Annotated in this window: 15 protein-coding genes; 12 read left to right on the forward strand and 3 right to left on the reverse strand. The window is 28.7% G+C overall.

The genetic code is table 11. The features are described 5' to 3' along the window. Nucleotides 1-134 precede the first annotated feature (134 nt). Both PZA12_RS05205 and PZA12_RS05210 read left to right on the forward strand, forming a co-directional pair. On the forward strand, nt 135-1,010 hold the full coding sequence (locus PZA12_RS05205; RefSeq protein WP_103698167.1) for a helix-turn-helix domain-containing protein: 876 nt from the start codon (nt 135-137) through the stop codon (nt 1,008-1,010). A gap of 403 nt (nt 1,011-1,413) precedes the next feature. Beyond that, nucleotides 1,414-4,353 carry a DEAD/DEAH box helicase gene (locus PZA12_RS05210; RefSeq protein WP_103698168.1) on the forward strand — a complete coding sequence of 980 codons (2,940 nt, stop codon included), beginning with the start codon at nt 1,414-1,416 and terminating at the stop codon, nt 4,351-4,353. 286 nt (nt 4,354-4,639) lie between these two features. On the opposite strand, the gene PZA12_RS05215 is transcribed toward PZA12_RS05210, so the two are convergent. Then, nucleotides 4,640-5,509 (reverse strand): MurR/RpiR family transcriptional regulator, encoded by an 870-nt coding sequence (locus tag PZA12_RS05215; RefSeq protein ID WP_242984830.1) that lies wholly within the window; start codon nt 5,507-5,509, stop codon nt 4,640-4,642. 571 nt (nt 5,510-6,080) lie between these two features. Here PZA12_RS05215 and PZA12_RS05220 point away from each other — a divergent pair. The 4 genes from PZA12_RS05220 (at nt 6,081) to PZA12_RS05235 (ending at nt 8,113) form a co-directional block, all read left to right on the forward strand. Next, complete coding sequence (locus tag PZA12_RS05220; RefSeq protein WP_103698170.1) at nt 6,081-6,908, forward strand: Cof-type HAD-IIB family hydrolase; 828 nt, start codon at nt 6,081-6,083, stop codon at nt 6,906-6,908. Between the two features lie 40 nt (nt 6,909-6,948). Further along, nucleotides 6,949-7,146, forward strand: coding sequence for a PHP domain-containing protein (locus PZA12_RS05225; RefSeq protein WP_338481376.1), 198 nt, complete (start codon nt 6,949-6,951; stop codon nt 7,144-7,146). After that, a complete protein-coding gene (locus PZA12_RS05230; RefSeq protein WP_338481377.1) occupies nt 7,118-7,360 on the forward strand; it encodes a hypothetical protein in 243 nt (80 codons plus the stop codon). Before PZA12_RS05225 ends, PZA12_RS05230 begins: the two co-directional genes overlap by 29 nt. Before the next feature lie 240 nt (nt 7,361-7,600). After that, nucleotides 7,601-8,113 carry a GNAT family N-acetyltransferase gene (locus tag PZA12_RS05235; protein WP_077841905.1) on the forward strand — a complete coding sequence of 171 codons (513 nt, stop codon included), beginning with the start codon at nt 7,601-7,603 and terminating at the stop codon, nt 8,111-8,113. Nucleotides 8,114-8,531: 418 nt separating this feature from the next. Here the strand turns inward: PZA12_RS05235 and PZA12_RS05240 are convergent, their stop codons facing one another. Next, on the reverse strand, nt 8,532-9,767 hold the full coding sequence (locus PZA12_RS05240; protein ID WP_078116457.1) for an MFS transporter: 1,236 nt from the start codon (nt 9,765-9,767) through the stop codon (nt 8,532-8,534). 170 nt (nt 9,768-9,937) lie between these two features. Between PZA12_RS05240 and PZA12_RS05245 the strand changes: the two genes are divergently transcribed. Then, entirely contained in the window at nt 9,938-11,392 is a 1,455-nt protein-coding gene (locus PZA12_RS05245) for an MDR family MFS transporter (protein ID WP_078116456.1), read from the forward strand. Between the two features lie 337 nt (nt 11,393-11,729). On the opposite strand, the gene PZA12_RS05250 is transcribed toward PZA12_RS05245, so the two are convergent. Further along, the gene (locus PZA12_RS05250) at nt 11,730-12,278 is read right to left on the reverse strand and encodes an ECF transporter S component (protein WP_077838175.1); all 549 of its coding nucleotides are present in this window, start codon (nt 12,276-12,278) and stop codon (nt 11,730-11,732) included. Between the two features lie 280 nt (nt 12,279-12,558). Here PZA12_RS05250 and PZA12_RS05255 point away from each other — a divergent pair, with 280 nt between their 5' ends. The 5 genes from PZA12_RS05255 to PZA12_RS05275 all read left to right on the forward strand — a co-directional run bounded on the left by PZA12_RS05255 (nt 12,559) and on the right by PZA12_RS05275 (nt 22,352). Continuing rightward, nucleotides 12,559-13,788 carry an exonuclease SbcCD subunit D gene (locus PZA12_RS05255; RefSeq protein ID WP_103698171.1) on the forward strand — a complete coding sequence of 410 codons (1,230 nt, stop codon included), beginning with the start codon at nt 12,559-12,561 and terminating at the stop codon, nt 13,786-13,788. Next, nucleotides 13,763-17,254, forward strand: a complete 3,492-nt coding sequence (locus tag PZA12_RS05260) for an AAA family ATPase (protein ID WP_103698172.1) — start codon at nt 13,763-13,765, stop codon at nt 17,252-17,254. Before PZA12_RS05255 ends, PZA12_RS05260 begins: the two co-directional genes overlap by 26 nt. Before the next feature lie 329 nt (nt 17,255-17,583). Beyond that, complete coding sequence (locus tag PZA12_RS05265) at nt 17,584-18,153, forward strand: 50S ribosomal protein L25 (RefSeq protein ID WP_077843674.1); 570 nt, start codon at nt 17,584-17,586, stop codon at nt 18,151-18,153. 560 nt (nt 18,154-18,713) lie between these two features. After that, entirely contained in the window at nt 18,714-20,441 is a 1,728-nt protein-coding gene (locus tag PZA12_RS05270; protein ID WP_103698173.1) for a phospho-sugar mutase, read from the forward strand. Nucleotides 20,442-21,251: 810 nt separating this feature from the next. Next, the gene (locus tag PZA12_RS05275) at nt 21,252-22,352 is read left to right on the forward strand and encodes a tetratricopeptide repeat protein (protein ID WP_077839589.1); all 1,101 of its coding nucleotides are present in this window, start codon (nt 21,252-21,254) and stop codon (nt 22,350-22,352) included. Nucleotides 22,353-22,443 lie beyond the last annotated feature (91 nt).

The raw sequence follows: 22,443 nt of genomic DNA on the forward strand, positions 1-22,443 counted from the left end.
GGTAATATAGTAATTGAATTGTTTCAATTACTATATATAAATGTCTAAGATAATTGAAAAATATAAAATATTGAGTTGAATATAATTCAACTTATTTGATTATCATTATATGATAACAATATGGAGTGAGGAATTTGAATAAAGATTTATATGAATTTAAAGAAATAGATGAAAAGATAAAGAACAAATTAAATTATATTAAAGCTGATTCAGATATTATGTATAACAATATTAATGAAGTAAAAGCATTAAAAAATGATATATATGAAAAAACATCTAAGGTTTTTACGTACAATCTAAGAAAATTAATTCAATTGGAATCAACACAAAAAAAGTTGGCTGGTAAAATTGGTATATCTGAGGATTTATTATCTAAATATAAATCAGGAGATGCTTTCCCATCTATAGAAACATTACTATATATTTCTGAAGTATATAATATAACAATTAAAAAGCTTATTTCTATACCACTAACAGCAGAAGATATTGAGAACTTAGAAAATAATAATGAAATTGGATCCGATATTTTTGAAGAGAAATACTACGTTTATTTTTTTGTTACTAATATAGCTAAAGAAGGATCTTTGCATGAAGGGATTGTAGAAATTAAGAATGAAAATGTAAATTTTAAGATTTGTTCAGATGAAAAGGTGATTAAATATTTTACGGGGAAGTATATTGTATACGATAAAATGATATTTTTTAATTTAAGCAGTTCAAATGATGGAGTTACATATATAAATATGATCAAACCAAACCTGAATAAAAATAAGTACACCGGTGGAGTTGCTATGATGATGCTTCCATCAGATGCGAATAGTAAACCATGTGTTCAAAAGATTTTATTTAGCAAAATCAAATTAGATAGAGAATTATATTACAGGAACCTAAAGGAGATTTTAAATTTTAAAATTGATGGAGTTAATTTAGGTCATGTTAAGCTATCTCAGTGGGAAGATGAGGCGGCGTATAATTTTATATTAAAACTAAAGAGTTCTAGGAGAGCTTAGTGTTCCATCACTATGCTTTTTTTATTATCTACATTTATTTCAATTATTTCAATAAAAGATTATTTGTAGTATTTTAAACAAGTATAAAAAATTATAACTTAGTATTTGATATAAAATTTTAAAATCTCATTTAACCTTAAATTAGCATTGGATGTATTTATACAGCTGGAAATGGTAGAAGTTACTGAAGGAAGAGTTTTAAGCGATGGTTGTAGCATAGTTTCTAATTGGACTTTTTGATCAAAGATAAAAAATTTAAACTACTATGTTATAATATATTTTATGTAAAAATAGCATTATTGAAATTCAACGATTAAATGTAAAAGTGATATTTAATTTATAATTTATAGATTAAATAAATGGCTAAAATTTTTTTTGTGCTTGTCATGAAAGAGGTGATTACTTGAAACTAGAAGAATTAAAGTCAATATTATTTAAATCAGCTTCATCTACTATGAAAAGAGAGGGAGAGGTTAAATTTAATAATGGTTTAGTCGCTTATTTTAAAGGTAAAAAGATAGATAATATATATCATATTTATGGAAGAGTTACGGATAAAAATAAAATTAACGAATTTAGTACACATATTAAGATCAACCTTCAAAAGAAAAAACTAGAGAGTGCTAACTGTTCTTGTGATGAGTTTAAAGAGTTTACTTCAAGTGGATATACATTAATGTGTAGTCATATAACTGCTACTGAATATAAATTTATTAGCCTACTTGAAAATGACAACAATAAAGATGAAAATTCTGAAAAGAAAACTACAGAAAAATATAAAATATGGGGAAATAATCATAGCACAAGGCTTATTCGTAAAATAGAAAAGGATTCTCTATATTATGAGGTACAAACACCTTCGAGAAGCGGAAAGCTTATAATAAAGCCAGAGGAACTTAGAAAATTTTTAAAAGATATAGAGGCTAGAAAAATAAAATTTAAGTTTGATTATATTGAAATTACAGCACCAATATTACATAAAGATCTACCTATAACCTTTAATGTTAAAGAAGATAATGGAATGATAGTCTTGACTACTCATAAGCAGCTTCCCATTTCACTAAATTCAAACAATGATGTTTATTATTTTAGGAATGAACTTTATTTACCTTCAAAAAATCAAATTGATAATTATATTAGCCTGCATGAAAAATTATTGGCTCATGGTAGAATCACCTATAGAAAAGATATAGATACTTATACTAAACTAATGTCCATTTTAAGTAGAATTTCGAGTAACATAAATATTGCGGAAAACTTAAGAAATTATGCATCTAATTTATCAAGACCTGAATTTTTTCTATATGAAGGGGACGGAAAGATTTATTGTGATATATTTCTTAGTTATGGCAATACAAAGATCAATATACTAGATGAGAAAAATGTTTCGCATACATTCATAAGAGATTATAAAAAAGAAGAAAAGCTTCTTATGGAAGTTGAAAAGCTAAGTTTTGTAAAAATGGATAACAGACTTTTATTTATAGGTAAAGATGAGGAGTTGTTTAATATATTGAGCGAAAAAGGAGAGACAATTCACTCGTTGGGAAATGTTATGTTAGGAAATGGACTTAGCAATAAAAAAATATATAATTCGGATTCAATTAGAGTTGATTTAGATGAAGTGGATGGAAGTTATAATTTCTCTTATAGTATAGGGGAGTTAGGAATAAAAGAATTAAATAGTGCATTGGAAGCATATAAAGGTAAAAATAAATTTTACAAAACAAGAAACAATGATTTTTTAGATTTTGAAGATAATGGTGTGAGAAGTTTTTTTAATCTTATGGAAGTATTGAATATAAATGTATATTCAAATAATGAAAAATTTAAAATGGAAAAGAATAAAGCCTTATGTCTATATGAAAATATAAAGAAGATAGGTTTAGGAATTATAGAGAATTCCAGCGAATTAGAAGAGGTAGGGAATAAGTTAGCCAGTATAAAGAATAAAAATATATCTATACCCAGTGATTTTAAGGGAATTCTCAGAGAATATCAAATTAATGGATTTAAGTGGCTCAAGACCTTAAGTGAAGTAGGATTTGGAGGAATATTAGCAGATGAGATGGGATTAGGTAAGACAATACAAGTTATAGCATTCTTATTATCAGAGAAGAACAAAAAGACTTGCATAGTTTGTCCGACATCATTGCTTTATAACTGGAAAGATGAAATTTTAAGATTTGCGCCAAGTTTAAGGGTTGTGATGATTCATGGAACTCAGAGAGATAAATTGATTGAAGATATATGTGAATATGATGTAGTGCTAACTACCTATGGAACATTGAGATTAGATATAGATAATTATAGAGATATTGTTTTTGATTATTGCATAATTGATGAGGGGCAGAGTATTAAGAATTCGGAAGCTCAGAATTCAATAACTGTAAAAGAAATTCAGGCAAAAATTAGATTTGCTTTAACTGGAACACCTATTGAAAATAATTTAACAGAGCTTTGGTCTATATTTGACTTTATAATGCCAGGGTACCTCTACACTAAAGAAAAGTTTGAGGAAAAATTTATTTCAAGAAGCGAAGATAATTTAGAGAATCTTAAGACTATGATAAAGCCTTTTATTTTAAGGAGAACTAAGAAAGAAGTAATGAATGAATTACCAGATAAAATAGAAAAAACTTTATTAGTTGAAATGACATCTGCTCAAAAAGCTGTGTATAGTAATTATGTAAAAAGAGTAAAAGCTGCAATGAAGAATAACAAAGATGGTAGAATCGAGATATTCTCATACTTAACTAAGCTAAGGGAGATATGTTTAGATCCTTCACTTATACTTGAAGACTATAATGGAGGAAGTGGGAAAATAGAAAAAGTAGTAGAAATCATTAAGAATCATATTGATTCTGGTGGGAAGATACTTCTATTTTCACAATTTACTTCTGCATTAGATAGGATTGGTGATCGCTTAAGTAAGGAGAAAGTAGAATTTTTCCATTTGAGCGGAAAAACAAGTCCTAAAAATAGAATAAAAATGGTTAAAGATTTTAATACTAATGAGTTTGTGAATGTCTTTTTGATTTCCTTAAAGGCTGGAGGGACTGGACTTAACTTAACATCAGCTAATTTGGTTATTCATTTTGATCCATGGTGGAATCCAGCAGTTGAGGCTCAGGCGACGGATAGAGCTCATAGAATTGGTCAAAGAGATGTAGTAGAGGTGATTAAGTTAGTATCTAAAGGAACTATAGAGGAGAAAATCATTTTGCTTCAAGAAGATAAAAAACAACTTATTGACAGTATTTTAACGGGAGAACTTAAAAATAGCGGTTTATTAGGCAGTTTATCAAAGGAAGATTTACAACAATTGTTTGAGAGAGATTAAATAATTGTTGTATAAATATAAAAAGATATTAGTAAGAAATAATTATGTTGAATGAAGAAAATCTGGCTAGATTTTTAATGTTAATTGAAATCTATAAAAATTATATATTTCTATGAGTATAAAATTATCTGAAAAATATTTTCAGATAATTTTATTATTTAAAGGAATATTTGAAAATAAGTACCTGTTTTGAGTGCATGTATATAATTATCAATAGTTATCTACTATAATGTAAATGAACAAAATGTAAATACCAAGTACGAAGCATAAGCGTTTAAAGATTAGGTCATTCTTCTACTTGTCGATGATCTAACTTGTTAAATTCGTTTAAGCGATACTCCATATTTTTTTCATAATCTTTGTTAAAGATACAAGAGAATATGACATCTAAAACATATTGTGTAGCAATATGAGAAGAATAGTGAGAAATTTTCTTTTTTAAATTTTCTTTACTAGAAACAAATATATGATATTTAAATAACTTAGTTAAATAGTTTTCTTGAGCTGAACAGATAACTAAGGTTTCTATTTCCTTACGTTTTAGAACTAAAGCAATTTCTTTAATTTCAGGTGTCTTACCAGAATAAGAAAGGATAATTGCAACTTGCTTATTTTTATTATTGGAAGCGGCAGCACGGTATACTTGGTTCATTGGAATTAGTGAAACATTAACGTATCTACCGATGCTTTGCATTTTATCTTGAAAGTTCAATGCCGTTTGTATATTATTTGTAACGGCATAAACATCGACTATCTCGGCATTATAAATTAAATCAACAGCATCTTCTAGCTGTTCGGAATTAAAGAAGGAAAAAGTGTTGGTTAAGGTATCAATATAAAGTTGCTTAATGTTACTTGCAATTTGAAATTGTGTATCGTCTTTCTTGAAAGGAAAATTTATATCGATATTTCCTGGTTTATTCATCTTGGAGTATAGTTCTTCAACAAACTTAATTTTAAATTCTTTGAAACCAGTTAATCCAATTTTTTTACATAGTCTGTGTAGAGTTGAGATTGATGAAAAAGATACTTTGGCTAATTCATCTAGTGACATACCAGCAACTTGCTCTTGATTTTCCAATATGTAATTTGCAAGTAATTTTTCTGTTTCAGTTAAATTATTCGCATATAAAAGTAAATTATAAATTGTCATCATAATTATCTCCTTAGTGAAGTTTACATTTTTAGATGAATTATTTTATTAATGAATGTCGTCAATAAATAATTAAATTTGTCATTAATACTTTTTAAGGAAAAGTACTATATATGTTGCTAAAATAATTCTTCATCATAATTCTAAAAATATGTAAAAAATTTTAGCCGTAATTATGAAATATGCATTATGAATTACAACATATATATATTTATTTTAGCATTAATAAAAATTATTATCATCAAATTGAACTGAAGAATTATAAACTTAAAATATCAATGGCGTTAGCATATAAATTATATTGTAGAAATTATAACTGGATTTGAGCATGTATTATAAAGATGACTTTTAAAGAGTACAAGCAGTTTATTTTTTATAAAGAAAATTATTAAGTAGAGTATATATTCACACAGAAGATTGATACATTGTTTCATTATTTGGAGAGTTATAATAAAATCAAATCTGCAAGTGACTATAGAAAGTAGTATATATACACAGTCTTAGAAACAGATTGCGTTTTAAATATTTTAGAAAAGTATATATAAAAATGAGCAATATAGGAGGAGGCAAAATTATGGCATATAAACTAATAGCTTGTGATATGGATGAGACATTATTAAATGATAATCATATAATTTGTCAAAGAAATATTGATTTAATAAAAAGAGCCAAGAAAGAGTATGGAGTAAAATTTGTACCAGCTACAGGAAGAGGTTATTCTTCTATTCAGAAGGACTTGAAGATTTTAGACTTATATGATCAGGCTGGGGAATATATTATTTCCTTTAATGGCGGCGCCTTAACAGAAAATAAGGATAACAGGCTACTGCAATTTAAAGGATTAAGGTTCGATAAGATGAAAGAAATTTTTGAGTATGGATTAAATAAGGATGTTTGTATACATGTTTATACAAAAGATAAATTGTATATTTATAATTTATCACAAAGTGAAGAAGAAAGAATTAAAAATCAAAAATTAGAGTGTACTATTATGAAAGAAAACACAGTGAATTTTCTTGAAAAGGAACCAATTGCAAAGATTATATATCAAAATATAGATGTTCAATATCTTATGGGTATTGAGCCAGATATGAGAAGTATTACAGAGGGGTATTGTGCTGTAAGTTATTCGTCAAATCGATATATGGAATTTAATTCATTAGGGGTAGATAAAGGAAGTGGCCTAATTAACCTAGCAAAAATTTTGGATATAGATATTAAAGACACAATTGCTGTAGGAGATAACTACAACGATATGTCTATGTTAAAAGTAGCAGGCCTATCAGTAGCGGCGGGAAATGCAGTTGAAGATGTAAAAAGAGCTTGTGATTATACAACAGAAGCCGATAATAATGAAGGTGTTGTCGCTGAATTAATTGAGAAGTTTATATTGAAGAAATAGTAATAATAGTTGTAATAATATTTTAGGAGGAAATTTAATTATGTTAGCTGATTATCATATGCATACAAGTTTTAGTGATGATTCCACTTATCCTATGGAAGATGAGATCAAAAAAGCGATATCTTTAGGAATTGATGAAATATGCTTTACAGAGCATGTTGATTATGGAGTGAAAGTAGATATAAATTGCGATTATATAGCTTATATAAATGAATTTAATAGATGCAGAGAGAAATAGTTTTAGATATGGGTTAGATGATTTGACACCTTCTAGAGAAATATTAAAGTTATACAGAGAATTAGGAGGAACTATTATTACAATAGGGTCTGATTCGCATAAGGAAGATGATGTAGGATGCAAGATTTCTTATGTAAAAAATGAACTTAAGGAACTCGGATATAAAGAATTTTGTACATATAAGAAAATGGAACCAATCTTTCATTGCTTATGATAATAAATGAACAATTAAAGATATTAGTAAAGTTCAGCGTACACGGACTATAGGTAAATAAGTTCATGTATGCTGTATTTTTACTTAGTTCAATTTATTATTATTTAATTACCAGTAATTGAAAACTGTTTTATCGCTATGAAAATTAATAAAATGGAGTTATTAAAAAAATAATTTTACATATTGCACATAGGTGTTAAAATATAGGAAGATTAGTTTATTTTGAAAGGGATATGAAAAATGATAAGAGAAGCAACGGAAAAGGATTTAGCAGATATTTTAGAGATTTATAATGATGCTATATTAAATACAACAGCGATTTATGATTATACTGCTCATAATCTTGAGGAAAGAAAACAGTGGTTTGATGAAAAGAAAAAAGATGGATGCCCACTATTGGTGTTTGAAAAAGATGACAAAGTTGTAGGATTTGCTACATACGGATCGTTTAGAACTTATCCAGCCTTTAAGTACACAATAGAACATTCTGTATATGTTCATAAAGACTGTAGAAATTTAGGAATTGGAAAGATATTGTTAAAGGAATTAATTGATGCTGCTAATAGAGATGAGTACGCAACTATGGTTGCTTGTATTGATAGTTTAAATGAGGGTAGTATCAAAATTCATGAGAAATTCGGGTTTAAATACTCTGGCACAGTAACTAAAGCAGGCTATAAATTTGGTAAATGGTTGGACTTAGTTTTTTATCAACTAGATCTAACAGGTCCTAAGCATCCAATAGAAATATAATGATTTCTATATGTATAGATCAACTTTAAAACTAAATTTATGTGGCAACTTACCGAAATCGCAAATATTTTGTTCCGAAAAGCTATGAAAATATCGCTGGAAATTCTAAGTTGCAGGTTTCACCACTTTAGCATGCTCCAACTTTCAGTGTGACAAGCTAAAGTGGAACAACCTACAACTAAGAATCTTAGCAGCTCATTTTCAAATGTTTTCTACACAAATATATTTATGATTTCTAGTTAAGATAATCATTTATATATAGTAAGTATGGGAATATTTCTATGTAATAAGTCTAATTTACAGTTTGGATATCTATATTAAGTATTATATTCTTGAAATAAATACAAGTATTTTTAATAATAATAAAGCACCACCAGATGTCATAATTTATAACATCTGGTGGTGCTTTTTCACTTTTCTATTCTGCTGAATCCATTTCACTACGCATTGAAGTATTAAATATCAATGAAGTAAGCATTGCACCTATTAGAAAAAGTATGCCTGCTGAGATGTAGAGGATAGTAAGGGAAAATTGGCTTTTAAGCCAGCCTGTAATTGACATTGTAATAACCATGAATCCCATAAACATTGGATTTAATACTCCGTTTACCCTTCCAACAAACTCAGATTTCGTTAATTGAAGAATTAGTGTGTTAATACCAATTTGGATACAAGGCATAAAAAATCCATTAAGGAATTGGAACAATAGAATTATAATCCAGCTTGAAGATAATCCCATGCCAACCATTGAAATGGTGTTAACTATAAGTCCTATTGCAAGAAGCTTTTGAGGCATAACTTTCTTTGATATTGTCATAACTAATCCGCCACCAATAAACATTGCTGCTCCATTTACCATAAGTAATAATTGAAGATTTTCTTTAGGAAGACCGAGTCTTTCAACAATTAAGAAAACCCCAAGTGGTTGTATGATACCAACAGCAAGGCCTGATACCGCAAAAACAGATCCAAGTATAGTTAGCTCTCTTTGCTGCCAAACATAGACGAAACCTTCTTTTAATTCTTCTAAGAAATGATTTGTAGTTTCTTTCTTCTCAATTATTTCATCAGCGGGCAATAAGGTTAATACTGAAGCTGATAGCAAGAAAGCTACACCCATTATTGATATAGATATATCTATTCCAAACTTTTGAAAAACAATAGTACCTAATGCTGGTCCTATAATCATAAAAATAGACATAAGAGTTTGGAAAATAGCCATTCCAGTTTGCATAAACTCTTCAGGAACATGGACTTTAAATAATTTCATTGCAGAAGGCTGAGAAAACTGCGACAAAATAGATGAAATAAATGTTACAAAAAATACAGCTTCCCAAGTTGCAAAGATTATTGTAAGCAGAACGGCAAAAACAGAAATAGCACTTAGTAAATCACACCAAACCATGGTACGCTTCGGTCGCCATCTATCTGCAAAGGTTCCCCCAATAAATGAGAATATAAATATTGGAGCAAATTCTGCAACTGAAATTAAAGAAACTGCAATGGGATTGTTATTAGTCTTCTCCATTACAAATAACAATATGGCGAAATTACGAACCCATATTCCTATTTGTAGAAAAATAGAAGAAGCTATAATTACTCGAACAAATCTATTGCGAAAAAATGAAGACATTGACATTGTCGATTTTGTCATATAATTACCCCTCTTAAATTATTGAATATTTTATTATATACTATATCATAAATCAGTAGCACATCAAGTTAAAATATTATTATAATGTTGTATAAGTAGCTAAGTATATATATAATTATAAAGTTGACCTTAAAATAAACAAAGGAAATTTATAAGGAAGTGATTTAAAGATGAATTCAAGAAAAAGAAGCATTGCAGCAGCATTAATGGTGGCAATGTTTTTAGGAGCGGTCGAAGGAACTGTTGTAACGACAGCTATACCAACAATAGTGAAGGATTTACAAGGATTTGAAATTATTAGTTCAGTTTTTTCAGTATATTTACTAACTTCTGCTATTACTACTCCTATATATGGGAAACTATCAGATCTATATGGAAGGAAAAATATGCTTTCAATTGGAATAATAATATTTTTAATTGGAAGCTTTTTATGTGGATTATCGCAAACTATGTACATGCTGATAGGAGCTAGAGCTATACAAGGAATAGGTGCTGGAGCAATATTTACAGTTACATATACAATTATTGGAGATGTATTTACATTAGAGGAAAGACCAAAGATCCAAGGAATAATAAGTTCTGTTTGGGGAATTGCAAGTTTAGTAGGGCCATTTTTGGGAGGAATTTTAATAGATTTATTATCTTGGCATTGGATATTTTTTATAAACCTTCCCTTTGGAATAATATCAGTTGTACTTATTCAAAGAAATTTAGATGAGGTATTCGAAAAGAAAAAACATAGCATAGATTTTGCAGGAATTATAACTTTATCACTGGCGATGGTTATATTTTTAAATATTTTCTTATCAAATGAAGATATGAGTTCCAGCAATAACCTATTTATTTTATTATCCGTCATTGCAACGGTTATATTACTGGTTGCATTCTGTATAATTGAAAGAAAAGCAAAAGAGCCAATTATTCCTTTTGATATATTTACAAAGACAAGTTCAATTGTGAATTTAATAAGCTTCTTGGCTTCAGCTATATTAATGGGTTCGGATGTTTATCTCCCAATATACATACAAAATGTACTTGGATATAGTGCTAAGATATCAGGCTTGTCACTAGCTCCCATGTCATTTGCTTGGCTTATAGCTGCAGTAATTTTAGGAAAGTGCATAGTAAAGTTTGGTGGGAAAATAGTAATACTTATATCTAATGTTATCTTACTAATTAGTACAGCGTTATTGCCTACATTGAATGCAGAATCTTCTATATTATTAGTAATAATATATGCTTTCATAATGGGATTTGGATTTGGTGGAGCATTTACAACTTTAACAATAATAATTCAAGAGTCAGTAGAATATAACAAGAGAGGTGCTGCGACTGCAGCTAATTCATTGCTTAAAACAATAGGTCAAACTATAGGAGTAAGCATATTTGGTAGTATATTTAATATATATATAATTAAGTATTTTACTCAATTAGGAATAAATGGAGTTGATCCAAGTAATTTGTATAATTCAGCGGTAACTGATCAACAGATAAAACTTTCATTAAACAGTTCGTTACATTTTTTATTTATAATACTTATAGGAATAGCTGTTATATCGTTATTTTCATCAATGATAATGCCTAAAATAATGGAAAGTTCTAAGACAGAGGAGAACAGAGCATAAAATAGAGGTTGAAAATTTATGAATTACCGTGACTGTATCATATTAAGTTTTTTAATTATTATGATATAGTCACTTTTTATTATATAAGATTGCATTGGAGTGAAATAGGAGGAATCTAGCCCACCATGAAGCATAAATTATTAATAAAGTTAATTCAGAGGGGGACATTTTAAAAGAGAACAAAAAGGAAAATATATTCATCGCCTAGATATCTCTTAGTTGAATTTGAAAATGCAGATAAAAAAATCTCAGGATACGGAATCTCCTGAGACTTTTAGTGATAGAAAATTTTAAAATTTTCTGTTATAAAAATTTAAATGATTTATAGAAGCGAAGTCTAATGAGCGAATACAGTTTGTTTCGCTTTTGATACAACTGCACTTAATGGCAATGCAATTACTATGCCAGTAGATACTTGGATTATGTTCCCTAATATATCCTTAGCTGAATATGCTATTCCTTGTATTAGCCCAATTTTTTCTGTTAAAAAACCTGATATTATTATTCCAGCAAAAAAATATGCAATCACCATAAATATACCACTGGATACAAATGCAATTGTATACCTTACAGTAACTTTGTTTTCTGACATTTTTTCCAATATGAATCCTGCAATATAAGCCATTCCCCATTTAATAACTAGTGTAAATGGTGCCCAAAAATAATATCCACCTAATGCGTCAACAAGAAACATGCCAAGAGCACTTGAAATTGCTCCTTTTTTCTTACCTAGAACTATTACAGATAAGAATACCATGCAGTCGCCTATTTGGACGAAGCCTCCAACTGATGGAATTTTAATTATGCTTCCTGCGATATAGGTTAAAGCAATCATTAGCCCCATTAATACTAGTTCGCTAGTATTTAAAGATTTACTTCTTTCCATAAATATTACCTACCTTTTTATAAATTAATTACTGTATATAAATACAGGTTTTTATAGTCTTTGTTTTTATATCTAGCATGCTTTATACAATAAAACTCAATACAAATAATAAAATTATTATATTAATATATCTAAAATTTATCAAATGTATGGGTACACATGGAAATGATTAGAATAATTCAATCTGGACATATATATCCACAAAATAGTATTGGAAAAAATCTATTTAAGTAGGCTATAATGTAAATATAAATTGGTCCTAACGGGGAGGAGATATGATTTGAGAATATTGCATACAGCTGATTGGCATTTGGGCAAGAATTTAGAAGGACAAAGCCGAATGGATGAGCAAGAAGAGTTTTTAAATGATTTTGTTAAGATTGTAGAAGAGAATAATATAGATTTAATAATGATTGCGGGAGACGTTTATGATAATCCAAACCCTCCGGCAAGGGCAGAAAAAATGTTTTATGATACTTTAAAGAGATTATCGAAAAATGGAGAGAGACTTACTTTGGTTATATCAGGAAATCATGATAATCCAGAGAGATTGGTTGCGGCAGGTCCACTTGCTCGTGATCATGGAATTATTATGGTTGGGACACCAAAAACTATAGTTACTTGTGGTGAGTATGGGAAACATAAAGTTTTGTCATCAGGAGAAGGGTATGTGGAAGTTGAAATTAATAATGAAAAAGCAGTTATTTTAACTGTGCCTTATCCAAGTGAGAAAAGATTGAATGAAGTTATTTATAACTATATGGAAGATGAAGAGGAAAAAGCTAAATCCTATAGTGATAAGATATTTTCTTTATTCAATTCGTTAAAAAGTCATTTTAGAGAAGATACAATTAATCTTATAATATCGCATCTATTTGCAATGGGAAGTGAGGAAGGTGGTTCTGAAAGAAGCATCCAATTAGGAGGTGCTTATATAGTAGATGGAAGTTGTTTTCCTAAGGAAGCACAGTATATAGCATTAGGGCATGTGCATAAACCACAAATAGTTCCAGGAACGGATAAAAGAGCAAGGTATTGTGGGTCACCAATTCACTATAACAAAAAAGAGATTAGCTTTGAAAAGAGATGTTATATAGTTGATGCAAAAGCTAATGAAGAATGTGACATACAAGAAATAAGCTTAAGGGTATATAAACCAATAGAAATTTGGAAATGCTCAAGTATTGAAGATGCAATATTACGATGTGCTGAAAATAAAGATAAAGATTGCTGGGTGTATTTAGAAATAAGTACAGATAGATACATAAGAGAAGATGAAATAAAGCAAATGAAAGAATTAAAAGCAGATATATTAGAAATAATGCCTAAGGTTAAGGGACTAGAAGAAGAGAGTGAATTAAACTTAAGTGAAAAATCGTTTGAGGAAATATTTAAGGAGTTTTATCTTAAAGAAAGGGGGACTCCTCCAGAAGGTGAAGTTATGGAATTGCTTTTATCAATTATAAATGAAGAGGGTGAAACAGATGAGACCAATCAAATTGAGGATTAAGGGCTTAAATAGCTTCATGGATGAACAAATTATAGATTTTGATAAATTAACAGACAGAGGATTTTTTGGAATCTTTGGACCTACTGGAAGTGGGAAATCAACTATATTAGATGGAATAACTTTAGCATTATATGGAAATGTATCAAGAAAAAGCTCCAATTTTATAAATACTAATTGTGACAGATTAAATGTAAATTTTGAGTTTCAAATATCAGGTAGTGAAATAAGAAAATATATCATTGATAGGGAGTTTAAAAGAAAAAAAGATGGAGGAATAAGCTCTGGAAAGTGTAAAATCGTTGAAGTAACAAGTTCAGAAGAAGAAATTTTAGCAGATGGAGTTAAAACTATAAATAAGAAAGTTGAGGAGATAGTAGGTCTTAATTTAGAAGATTTCTCAAGAACTGTTGTTTTACCTCAGGGTAAGTTTAGTGAATTCTTAAAGCTTGAAGGCAAAGATAGGCGTGATATGCTTGAAAGGTTGTTTAACCTTCAACAATTTGGAGACAATTTATCCAGAAAACTTAGTGCAAAGATAAGCAAAGAGCGAACTGATAGCAATATTTTGGCTGGACAATTAAGTGGATACAACGATGTAAGTCCAGAAAAATTAAAAGAAAAGGAAGATTCTTTTAATGAATTAAAAAATAAGCTGGAAGCTTTGAAAAAGGAATTAGATATAATAGAAAAGAAGCATAAAGAAAATGAAGAAATATGGAAGCTACAGCTTGATTTATTAGAGTATAAAAATAAAGAACAAAAATTAAAGGAAAAAGAGGAAAAGATAAATTCATATCTAGAAAAGATAAAGCTAGGTGAAGCAGGCGCAAAGGTGCTACCTTATTTAAATGCATTTGAAAGCACTAGAAAAGCCTTTGATAAAAATGAGATTGAGTTAGAAGAATTAAAATTAAAGATAGATAATATAAAAGAAGAAAAAGAAAAAATCGAGCAACTTTGGTGTATGGCAAAAGATAAAAAAGAGAATAAACTTCCTCAATTAATGATGCAGGAACAAAAAGTTAAAGATGCTATTGAAGAAAAGAATTTGATACGTGAGATAGAAAATAAAATAGATTTATTAAAGGCACAAATTAAAGAATGTGATGCTAAAAATAATAGTATACAGAGTGAGCTCATTAAAATAGAAGAAGAAATAAGTAATAAAAATAAATTAATAAAAGAAGACGAAAAAACATATGATAACTTGAAAATTGAAGAAAGCTTAAAAGAGGCAGTTCAAGAAGGAATAATTGTAGAAGAAAAGTTAGAAAAAATAAATGGAATTCTAGTTAAGGATAAGCAAAAGAAAGCAGCTATTGAAAAAGAAAATAGTGAAACTATACTTAAAGGAAAAGCTTTAAGAGAAGTTTTAGATAAAGAAAAAAAGAGTTTAGAAGATAAAGAGAAACAATATGAGTTTTTACTTAAAAATTCGCCAGGTGAACAAAAAGATTTGGTTAATTTAAAACAGTTGATAGTGGAAAATGAGCAAAAATGGAGTAGTTATGTAAAGCTGAACAAAGAAATAGATTTCTCTAGAGAAGAGATAAAAAACTTACAAATAGATATATTAAGTAGAAGAGAAGAAGAAAAGCAACTTGAAAAAGAACTAGAGGAAATAAAGAATACTCAAAAGGAGATTATGAGAGAAAATTTAGCACATACTCTTAGACAGGAACTTAAAGATGGAGATACATGTCCTGTATGTGGTTCAACTCATCATATGAAAGAAAATATTAGGATCTTTGAAGTTCAAGATGTGGAGAATATAGAGGAAAAAATAAAACTAAAAGAAAATTCAATAAAGATTATTAGTAGTAAAATAACTCAAGGTGAAACTAAGATAAATAGTTTTAACGAAAAAATTAAAGTTAATCTTGAAGAAATTGAAAAGCTTGGAACTGCGTTTAAGGAAAAACCTTTGGAAGAGTTAAAGCAGGGATTTATAGATTTAGAAAAAGCTTTAGAAAGTTATTTTAAAGATAAAGAAGAACTTGAAAAAAGTGTTAATAAGCTAAGGAATGAAATTAATATAAAAACTGGAGAAATAAATGAATTACGGGCAGTAGTTAGAACTAACCAAAGACAGCTTGAAGATTTGGAAAAGAGTATTACAGAAAATACAGAAGAATTGAATATTCTAAGAAATAGATTGGATTCGCTGAGAGCAAAGACATTAGTAAGTGATTTTAATAAAAAAAGCGAAGAAATTAAAGCCGTTGAAAAAGAGCGGGAAAGATTATCAAAGGTTATTAAAGCTAATAGAGAGCTAATAGAAAAGTTAGAAAAGAATAAAGAAAATTTAAGTAATGAAGTACTATTAGTAAAAGAAAACTTAACTAAGCATAATACAGAATTAAGTAGTTACGAAAAAAGTAAAGAAGAAAAAATACAAGCGATAAAGAATAAGGTTGATAATGCAGATGATCTGGTTTCACTATTACATAAAATTCAGGAGAATATTGAAAATATTAATAGTGAGTTTAAGGAAAGCGAAAACAATAAAAATAAAATAGAGAAAGAATTTAATGAAAACAATGAGAGATTAATTTCTGTAATCAGTAAATATAAAGAATTAAGTAAACGAAAAAAAGATGAAGAAGCTCAGTTAGAAGTTGCAATAGACAGTGAAGGTTTTAAGTCACTTGACGATGTTAAAAAAAATATAATTGGAAAAGAAGAAATTAATGATTATAAATTAAAAGTAGAAAGTTATAAAAGTGAAGTATCAAAAGTAAATGGAGCAATTGAAAGTTTACTTAATAAAATAGATGGTAAAGAGTTAAGTGAAGAAGAATATACAGAAATAAAACTCTTAAAAGATATTAAAGAAAAAGAGTTCAATGAAATTAATGAAGAGAAAATTAAGTTAGATGAAGAATTAAAAAACATAAAAAATAAGCTGGAAGAACAGAAAGACCTCTTAGATAAAAAGATGAAACTAGAACATAAATTGGCTCTTCTTGGTGATTTAGAAAAGTTATTTAAGGGAAAGAAATTTGTTGAGTTTGTAGCAGCAAGTAAGCTTAAGTATGTTTCAGTTGAAGCATCTAAGAGATTAAAAGAGATAACTCATGGAAATTATGGACTAGAGGTTGATGATAATAGCAGATTTATAATTAGAGATTATAAAAATGGTGGAGCCAAGAGAGATTCTACTACTTTATCAGGAGGGGAAACATTTTTAGCATCTTTATCATTAGCTTTGGCATTATCAGCACAGATTCAGCTTAAGGGGACAGCACCATTAGAATTATTTTTCCTTGATGAAGGATTTGGTACCTTAGATGACGATCTGCTTGAAGTTGTCATGAATTCATTAGAAAGGATTCATAATGAAAAATTAAAGGTCGGCATAATAAGTCACGTTGAAGCAATAAAGAATAGAGTACCAGTGAAACTTATGATTACTCCTGCAGAATCAGGTATGGGCGGAAGTAAAGTTAGAATTGAGAGAAACTAAATTTATAAAAATAACAAGTTATTATATTAATATATAGCTTGTTGTTTTTTGTGTAAATTGGTAATTAAGTGCTATAATATACATTGTAATTAGATTACGAAAATAAAAAATTCAATAAATATTAGAGGCGATTTTAAATGTTTAATTGTAAGTCTAACTTGATTTTATCTTTTCATAATTCTTCAGATAAAATTAATATTAGAAAAACTATTAGACCTTGTAAATGCAATAGGCCTATTTATTTTATTCCAACGTGAATGTACATTCTTAAAATGTGAATTAAATACATTGTAAGAAAATGAAAAATAAATTTTTAGGAGGTACTTATAATGGAGGAATTAAATTTAACTAAAAGAATAAAAACAGCTAGCCATGGTGCTAGAAAGGTAAGAAGAGAAGGCAAGATTCCAGGCGTGATTTATGGAAAAGAAATAGGAAATGAAATATTTACTGTAGATGAATCATCATTATTAAAAGAAATCTCAGCTAGTGGAGAGCATGGAATAGTAAAATTTAATCTTGATGGAAGGAAAGGAAACGCTGTAATTAAGGAAATTCAAAGAAATGCCTTGGGAAATAAAGCAATTCATGTTGATTTTGAAGAAGTAGCAGCAAATGATACAATGCATACTGAAGTCTTAATTAAGATTATTGGTAAAGGTATTTTAGAAAGCAAAGGATTAATATTACAAACTCAAAGAGATTTAGTAAAGGTATCTTGTAAAGCAAAAGATTTACCAAAGGATGTTGAATTAGATGTTTCTGGCGGACAAGCAGGAACAGTTTATACTTTTAAGAACCTAAAATTTGCTGAAGGCATTGAAGTTTTAGATGATTTATCAACTGTTATAGGATCAATAAGTGAAGAAGAAAAAGCTAAGGAAGAAGAAGCAGAATAGAATTACAGATAAACAGAGTTGAATTTTAAATATTATAATCAACCATTTTAATATAGTATATATAGATAAATAATTTGTAATATAGATTAGTGCAATATTATAAAAAAAGCAGAAACGTTATTATTTCGCAAGACTATGAAAATTTCGTTGAAAGTACTAAATTGCAGGTTGCATTACTAATGCTTGTTCCCAATTTCGTTGTGACAAGCATTAGTCGAACAACCTACAATTAAGCACTTTTAACAACTCGTTTTCAAATGCTTGCTGCATAAAAATGTTCCTGCTTTTTATTTTGGTGTTTATTGTAAGATGCGAATCGGATTTTTAAATTATTTATCTATATAGTAAATTTATGATTATTATGAAAAGTGACCTTGTTTCAAAGATATATTTTAGGATAATTTTAATTATTGCAGTTAATATTATAGATTAGAAGGGTAAAATGCTTGGCAATACATCCAAGTTTTTATATATGATGCAAAATATATAAAAGTGTTTTTATATTATGGATAAATATTGTATAATGTATAGGAGAAAAAACACAGAGAGGGGATCAGAAAATGAATTATAAGGAAAAGTATAACGTGTGGATTAACTCTGACTTTATTAATGAGGAAACTAAGAATGAATTAAAGAGCATATCTGACGAAAAGGAGATTGAAGATAGATTTTACCAAGATTTAGATTTTGGGACTGGTGGATTAAGAGGGGTAATAGGTGCAGGAAGCAATAGAATGAATATATATACTGTTGCTCAAGCTACTCAAGGATTTGCTAATTACTTGAATGATAATTTTAAAGATCCTTCAGTTGCAATTGCATATGATTCAAGAAATATGTCTAAGGAATTTGCAAAAGCAGCTGCACTTAACTTATGTGCAAATAATATAAAAGTATATTTATATGAAAGTTTAAGACCAACTCCTGTATTGTCTTTTACAGTTAGAGAATTAAAATGTTGTGGTGGTATAGTAATTACTGCATCTCACAATCCAAAGATTTACAATGGGTATAAAGTTTATGATGAATTCGGCGGCCAAGTAACAGACGAAAAAGCAAAAATGATAATTAACTCTGTTAAAGCGGTAGATGATTTCTCAAAAATTAAGAGTATGGATGAAAATGTTGCCTTAGAGAAAGGGCTATTAAAATATATTGGAGAAGATGTAGATAAGGTTTACTATGAAAAAGTTAAAGGCTTGACTATAAGAACAGATTTAGTTAAAGAAAAAGCCAGCAATTTAAATGTAATATATACTCCTATTCATGGTTCTGGTAATGTTCCAGTAAGAACTGTATTAAAAGAATTAGGCTATAGCAATGTTAAAGTTGTTAAGGAACAAGAAGCACCAGATGGAAATTTCCCAACAGCATCATATCCTAATCCAGAAAATCCTGATGTATTTGAATTAGCATTAAAGATGGCTAAAGCAGAAAATCCAGATATAATTTTTGGAACTGATCCTGATTGCGATAGAATAGGTCTTGTAGTTAAAGATAGCACTGGAGAATACAAGGTATTAACTGGTAACCAAACAGGATTACTATTAACTAATTATATATTAAGTTCAATGAAAGAAACTAATAAATTGCCACAGAATGGTGTTGTAATTAAAACAATAGTAACAACAGAAGGTGCTAGAAGTATTGCTGAAGATTTTGATATTGAAATTATGGATGTATTAACAGGATTTAAGTACATTGGAGAAAAAATAAGAGAATTTGAAGATGCAGGAGATAGAGACTATATCTTCGGATTTGAAGAAAGCTATGGATATCTTGCTGGAAACTTTGTACGTGATAAAGATGCTGTTATTGCAGCAATGTTAGTATGTGAAATGTGCCTATATTATAAAGAACAAGGAAAGAGTCTTTACGATGCATTAATAGATTTATATGAAAAGTATGGATATTTTAAAGAAACTCTTGTATCATTAGAATTAAAAGGAAAAGAAGGTCAAGAAAAGATAGCAAACTGCATTGAAGCATTAAGAAATAATCCAGTAAGTGAAGTTAATGGTGTGAAAATCATTACAAGATTAGATTACAAATTAAGTGTTGAGGAAAACACTGTAAATAACACTAAGGCCCCTATTGACTTACCTAAGTCAAATGTATTAAAGTACATCTTAGAAGATGGTTCATATTTTGTAGTAAGACCATCAGGAACAGAGCCAAAGATGAAAGTTTATTTAGCAGTTAAGAGCAGCAGCCTAGACAATGCTGAGAAAGATATTGCTACATTTAAAGAAAAAGTAATGGAAATAATTAATTCACAATTAAGCTAAGTTTCCATAAGTAGAGAGCCAAAATCTATGATTTTGTGTGAATCAGTTAAGCAGACATCCAAATCTGTGATTTGATGATGATCGCTTACTCTGTGAGAACTCAGCGAACGAATGTGAGTCGAGTTTCCTTAAGTAGAGAACCAAAATCTGAGATTTTGTGTGAATCAGTTAAGCAGACATCCAAATCTGTGATTTGATGATGGTCGCTTACTCTGCGAGTACTCAGCGAACGAATGTGAGTCGAGTTTCCTTAAGTAGAGAACCAAAATCTTAGATTTTGTGTGAATCACTTACTCAGCGAACGAATGTGAGTCGAGTTTCCTTATAAATTGCTATCATCTTTTGGTGATAGCAATTTCTTTAATTATGAAATCAAAAAGTGAATGTCTCCAAATTATTATTAATGAATACTTAAACAATTGATAAAATTAATGTATACTGCACAATTAAGAAATAAATGCCTTTGAGAAATTTATAGAATTGTATTATTACAAATTTCCTGGGAAATCTGCTCAATAATTGCGCATTCTCAATTTTGAAATTATAGATTGATTAAGTATTGATAATGATAATTAAATATTTGACTTATTAGATAAACATATTTACTAGATCTTTAACATATAACTTGACTTATTAGATGAACATACTTACTAAGTTGCTAAAACTTTAAGTTTGTATCTTCACTAGAAATCATAAATATATTTTCATAGCTTTTCGGAATCAAAATATTTATGATTTTGGTAAGTTACCATATAAATTTAGTTCTAGAGTTGGATATCTATAAAGCGAGATTTAAACAAGAGGTGTAAAATGAGTAATTACAAGACAATGTATAAAGATAAATTAAGTAAATTATTATTTTTAGAAATGAATAAAGAAGGGTTCAAAAGAAGCCTTAATATACCAGAAGACGTTAACTTTAAGAATGATGATCTGTATTTGCCTATAAGCTCGGATTATGTTGTATCAAATGTTAATGACGAAATTAAATTAAGTAATCTACCTATATATTATTTTGTAGAGGGTATGTTTATTACTTTTGGAGCAGATGAAAATGTCAAATATAATGATGATTATGGAACAATTCTATCTTATATACCAGATGCAGAAGAATGTGTGAAGAGTCTTATTGCAGATAGAATAAAAAAAGATAGATTAGAAGACGCGTATATTTTGCTAAAGGGACTTTATAGGTATACAAGAGAAGAAGAAATTTTAACTAAGCTTCTAGCGGTAGGAGAAACAATAAGAGAAAAAGATTCTGGATTTTCGGAAATTTTATTAGAAGATATTGAAGAATTTAAGGAAAAGTTTGAAAAATCTCCAGAACCACATCTTTATAATGCGTTAATACTTAAAGATGATGGTGATTATAAAGGTGCAGAAGTGGAAATAAATGAGTATATAAATAAGGGCGGCAAAAAAACAGATGAAATTGATAAGATGATAGGTGATATTACTAATATAAGTCATTTTGAGAAAGCTGTTGAATATTTAAAAGATGAACCTAAGAAGGCAATAGAATTGTTACTACCACTAAGCGAAGAATTCAAAGAAAATCCTTTAGTTTACTATTATCTAGGTGTCGGTTATAGAAGAATTGAAAACTATAATAAAGCTATTCATTACTTGAATAAAAGTCTTACTATAGAATCAGGAAGCCTTGAAACGGTTAATGAGCTTGGAATGAATTATGCTTGCATTGGTGAATATGAGGAAGCAATAAAATATTTTAGAAAAGCATTTGAAGCTTCGAAGGAAGTTGAAATTTGTACTAATATAGTAATGTGTTATATAAACTTAGGAGATAAAGAGCAAGCAAAAATTCATTTAGAACTTGCAAAGAAAATAGCTCCAGAAGATGATATAGTAATAGAGATAGATCAAATGTTAAATAGAACAATAAAATAAAATGTCAATGTACAGTGCACAATGCACAACTAACAGTGCACAATTAAGAATAAAATAAGAGTTTAATTCTGGAATTGAGAATTGTGCATTG

The organism is Clostridium beijerinckii (genome assembly GCF_036699995.1).
Taxonomy (GTDB): Bacteria; Bacillota; Clostridia; order Clostridiales; family Clostridiaceae; genus Clostridium; species Clostridium helianthi.

What these genes read in the sequence shown, in the direction of transcription:
- PZA12_RS05215 (WP_242984830.1), bottom strand. Translation starts at nt 5,509, where the DNA reads ATGATGACAATTTATAATTTACTTTTATATGCGAATAATTTAACTGAA.
- PZA12_RS05220 (WP_103698170.1), top strand. Translation starts at nt 6,081, where the DNA reads ATGGCATATAAACTAATAGCTTGTGATATGGATGAGACATTATTAAAT.
- PZA12_RS05225 (WP_338481376.1), top strand. Translation starts at nt 6,949, where the DNA reads ATGTTAGCTGATTATCATATGCATACAAGTTTTAGTGATGATTCCACT.
- PZA12_RS05230 (WP_338481377.1), top strand. Translation starts at nt 7,118, where the DNA reads ATGAATTTAATAGATGCAGAGAGAAATAGTTTTAGATATGGGTTAGAT.
- PZA12_RS05235 (WP_077841905.1), top strand. Translation starts at nt 7,601, where the DNA reads ATGATAAGAGAAGCAACGGAAAAGGATTTAGCAGATATTTTAGAGATT.
- PZA12_RS05240 (WP_078116457.1), bottom strand. Translation starts at nt 9,767, where the DNA reads ATGACAAAATCGACAATGTCAATGTCTTCATTTTTTCGCAATAGATTT.
- PZA12_RS05245 (WP_078116456.1), top strand. Translation starts at nt 9,938, where the DNA reads ATGAATTCAAGAAAAAGAAGCATTGCAGCAGCATTAATGGTGGCAATG.
- PZA12_RS05250 (WP_077838175.1), bottom strand. Translation starts at nt 12,278, where the DNA reads ATGGAAAGAAGTAAATCTTTAAATACTAGCGAACTAGTATTAATGGGG.
- PZA12_RS05260 (WP_103698172.1), top strand. Translation starts at nt 13,763, where the DNA reads ATGAGACCAATCAAATTGAGGATTAAGGGCTTAAATAGCTTCATGGAT.
- PZA12_RS05265 (WP_077843674.1), top strand. Translation starts at nt 17,584, where the DNA reads ATGGAGGAATTAAATTTAACTAAAAGAATAAAAACAGCTAGCCATGGT.
- PZA12_RS05270 (WP_103698173.1), top strand. Translation starts at nt 18,714, where the DNA reads ATGAATTATAAGGAAAAGTATAACGTGTGGATTAACTCTGACTTTATT.
- PZA12_RS05275 (WP_077839589.1), top strand. Translation starts at nt 21,252, where the DNA reads ATGAGTAATTACAAGACAATGTATAAAGATAAATTAAGTAAATTATTA.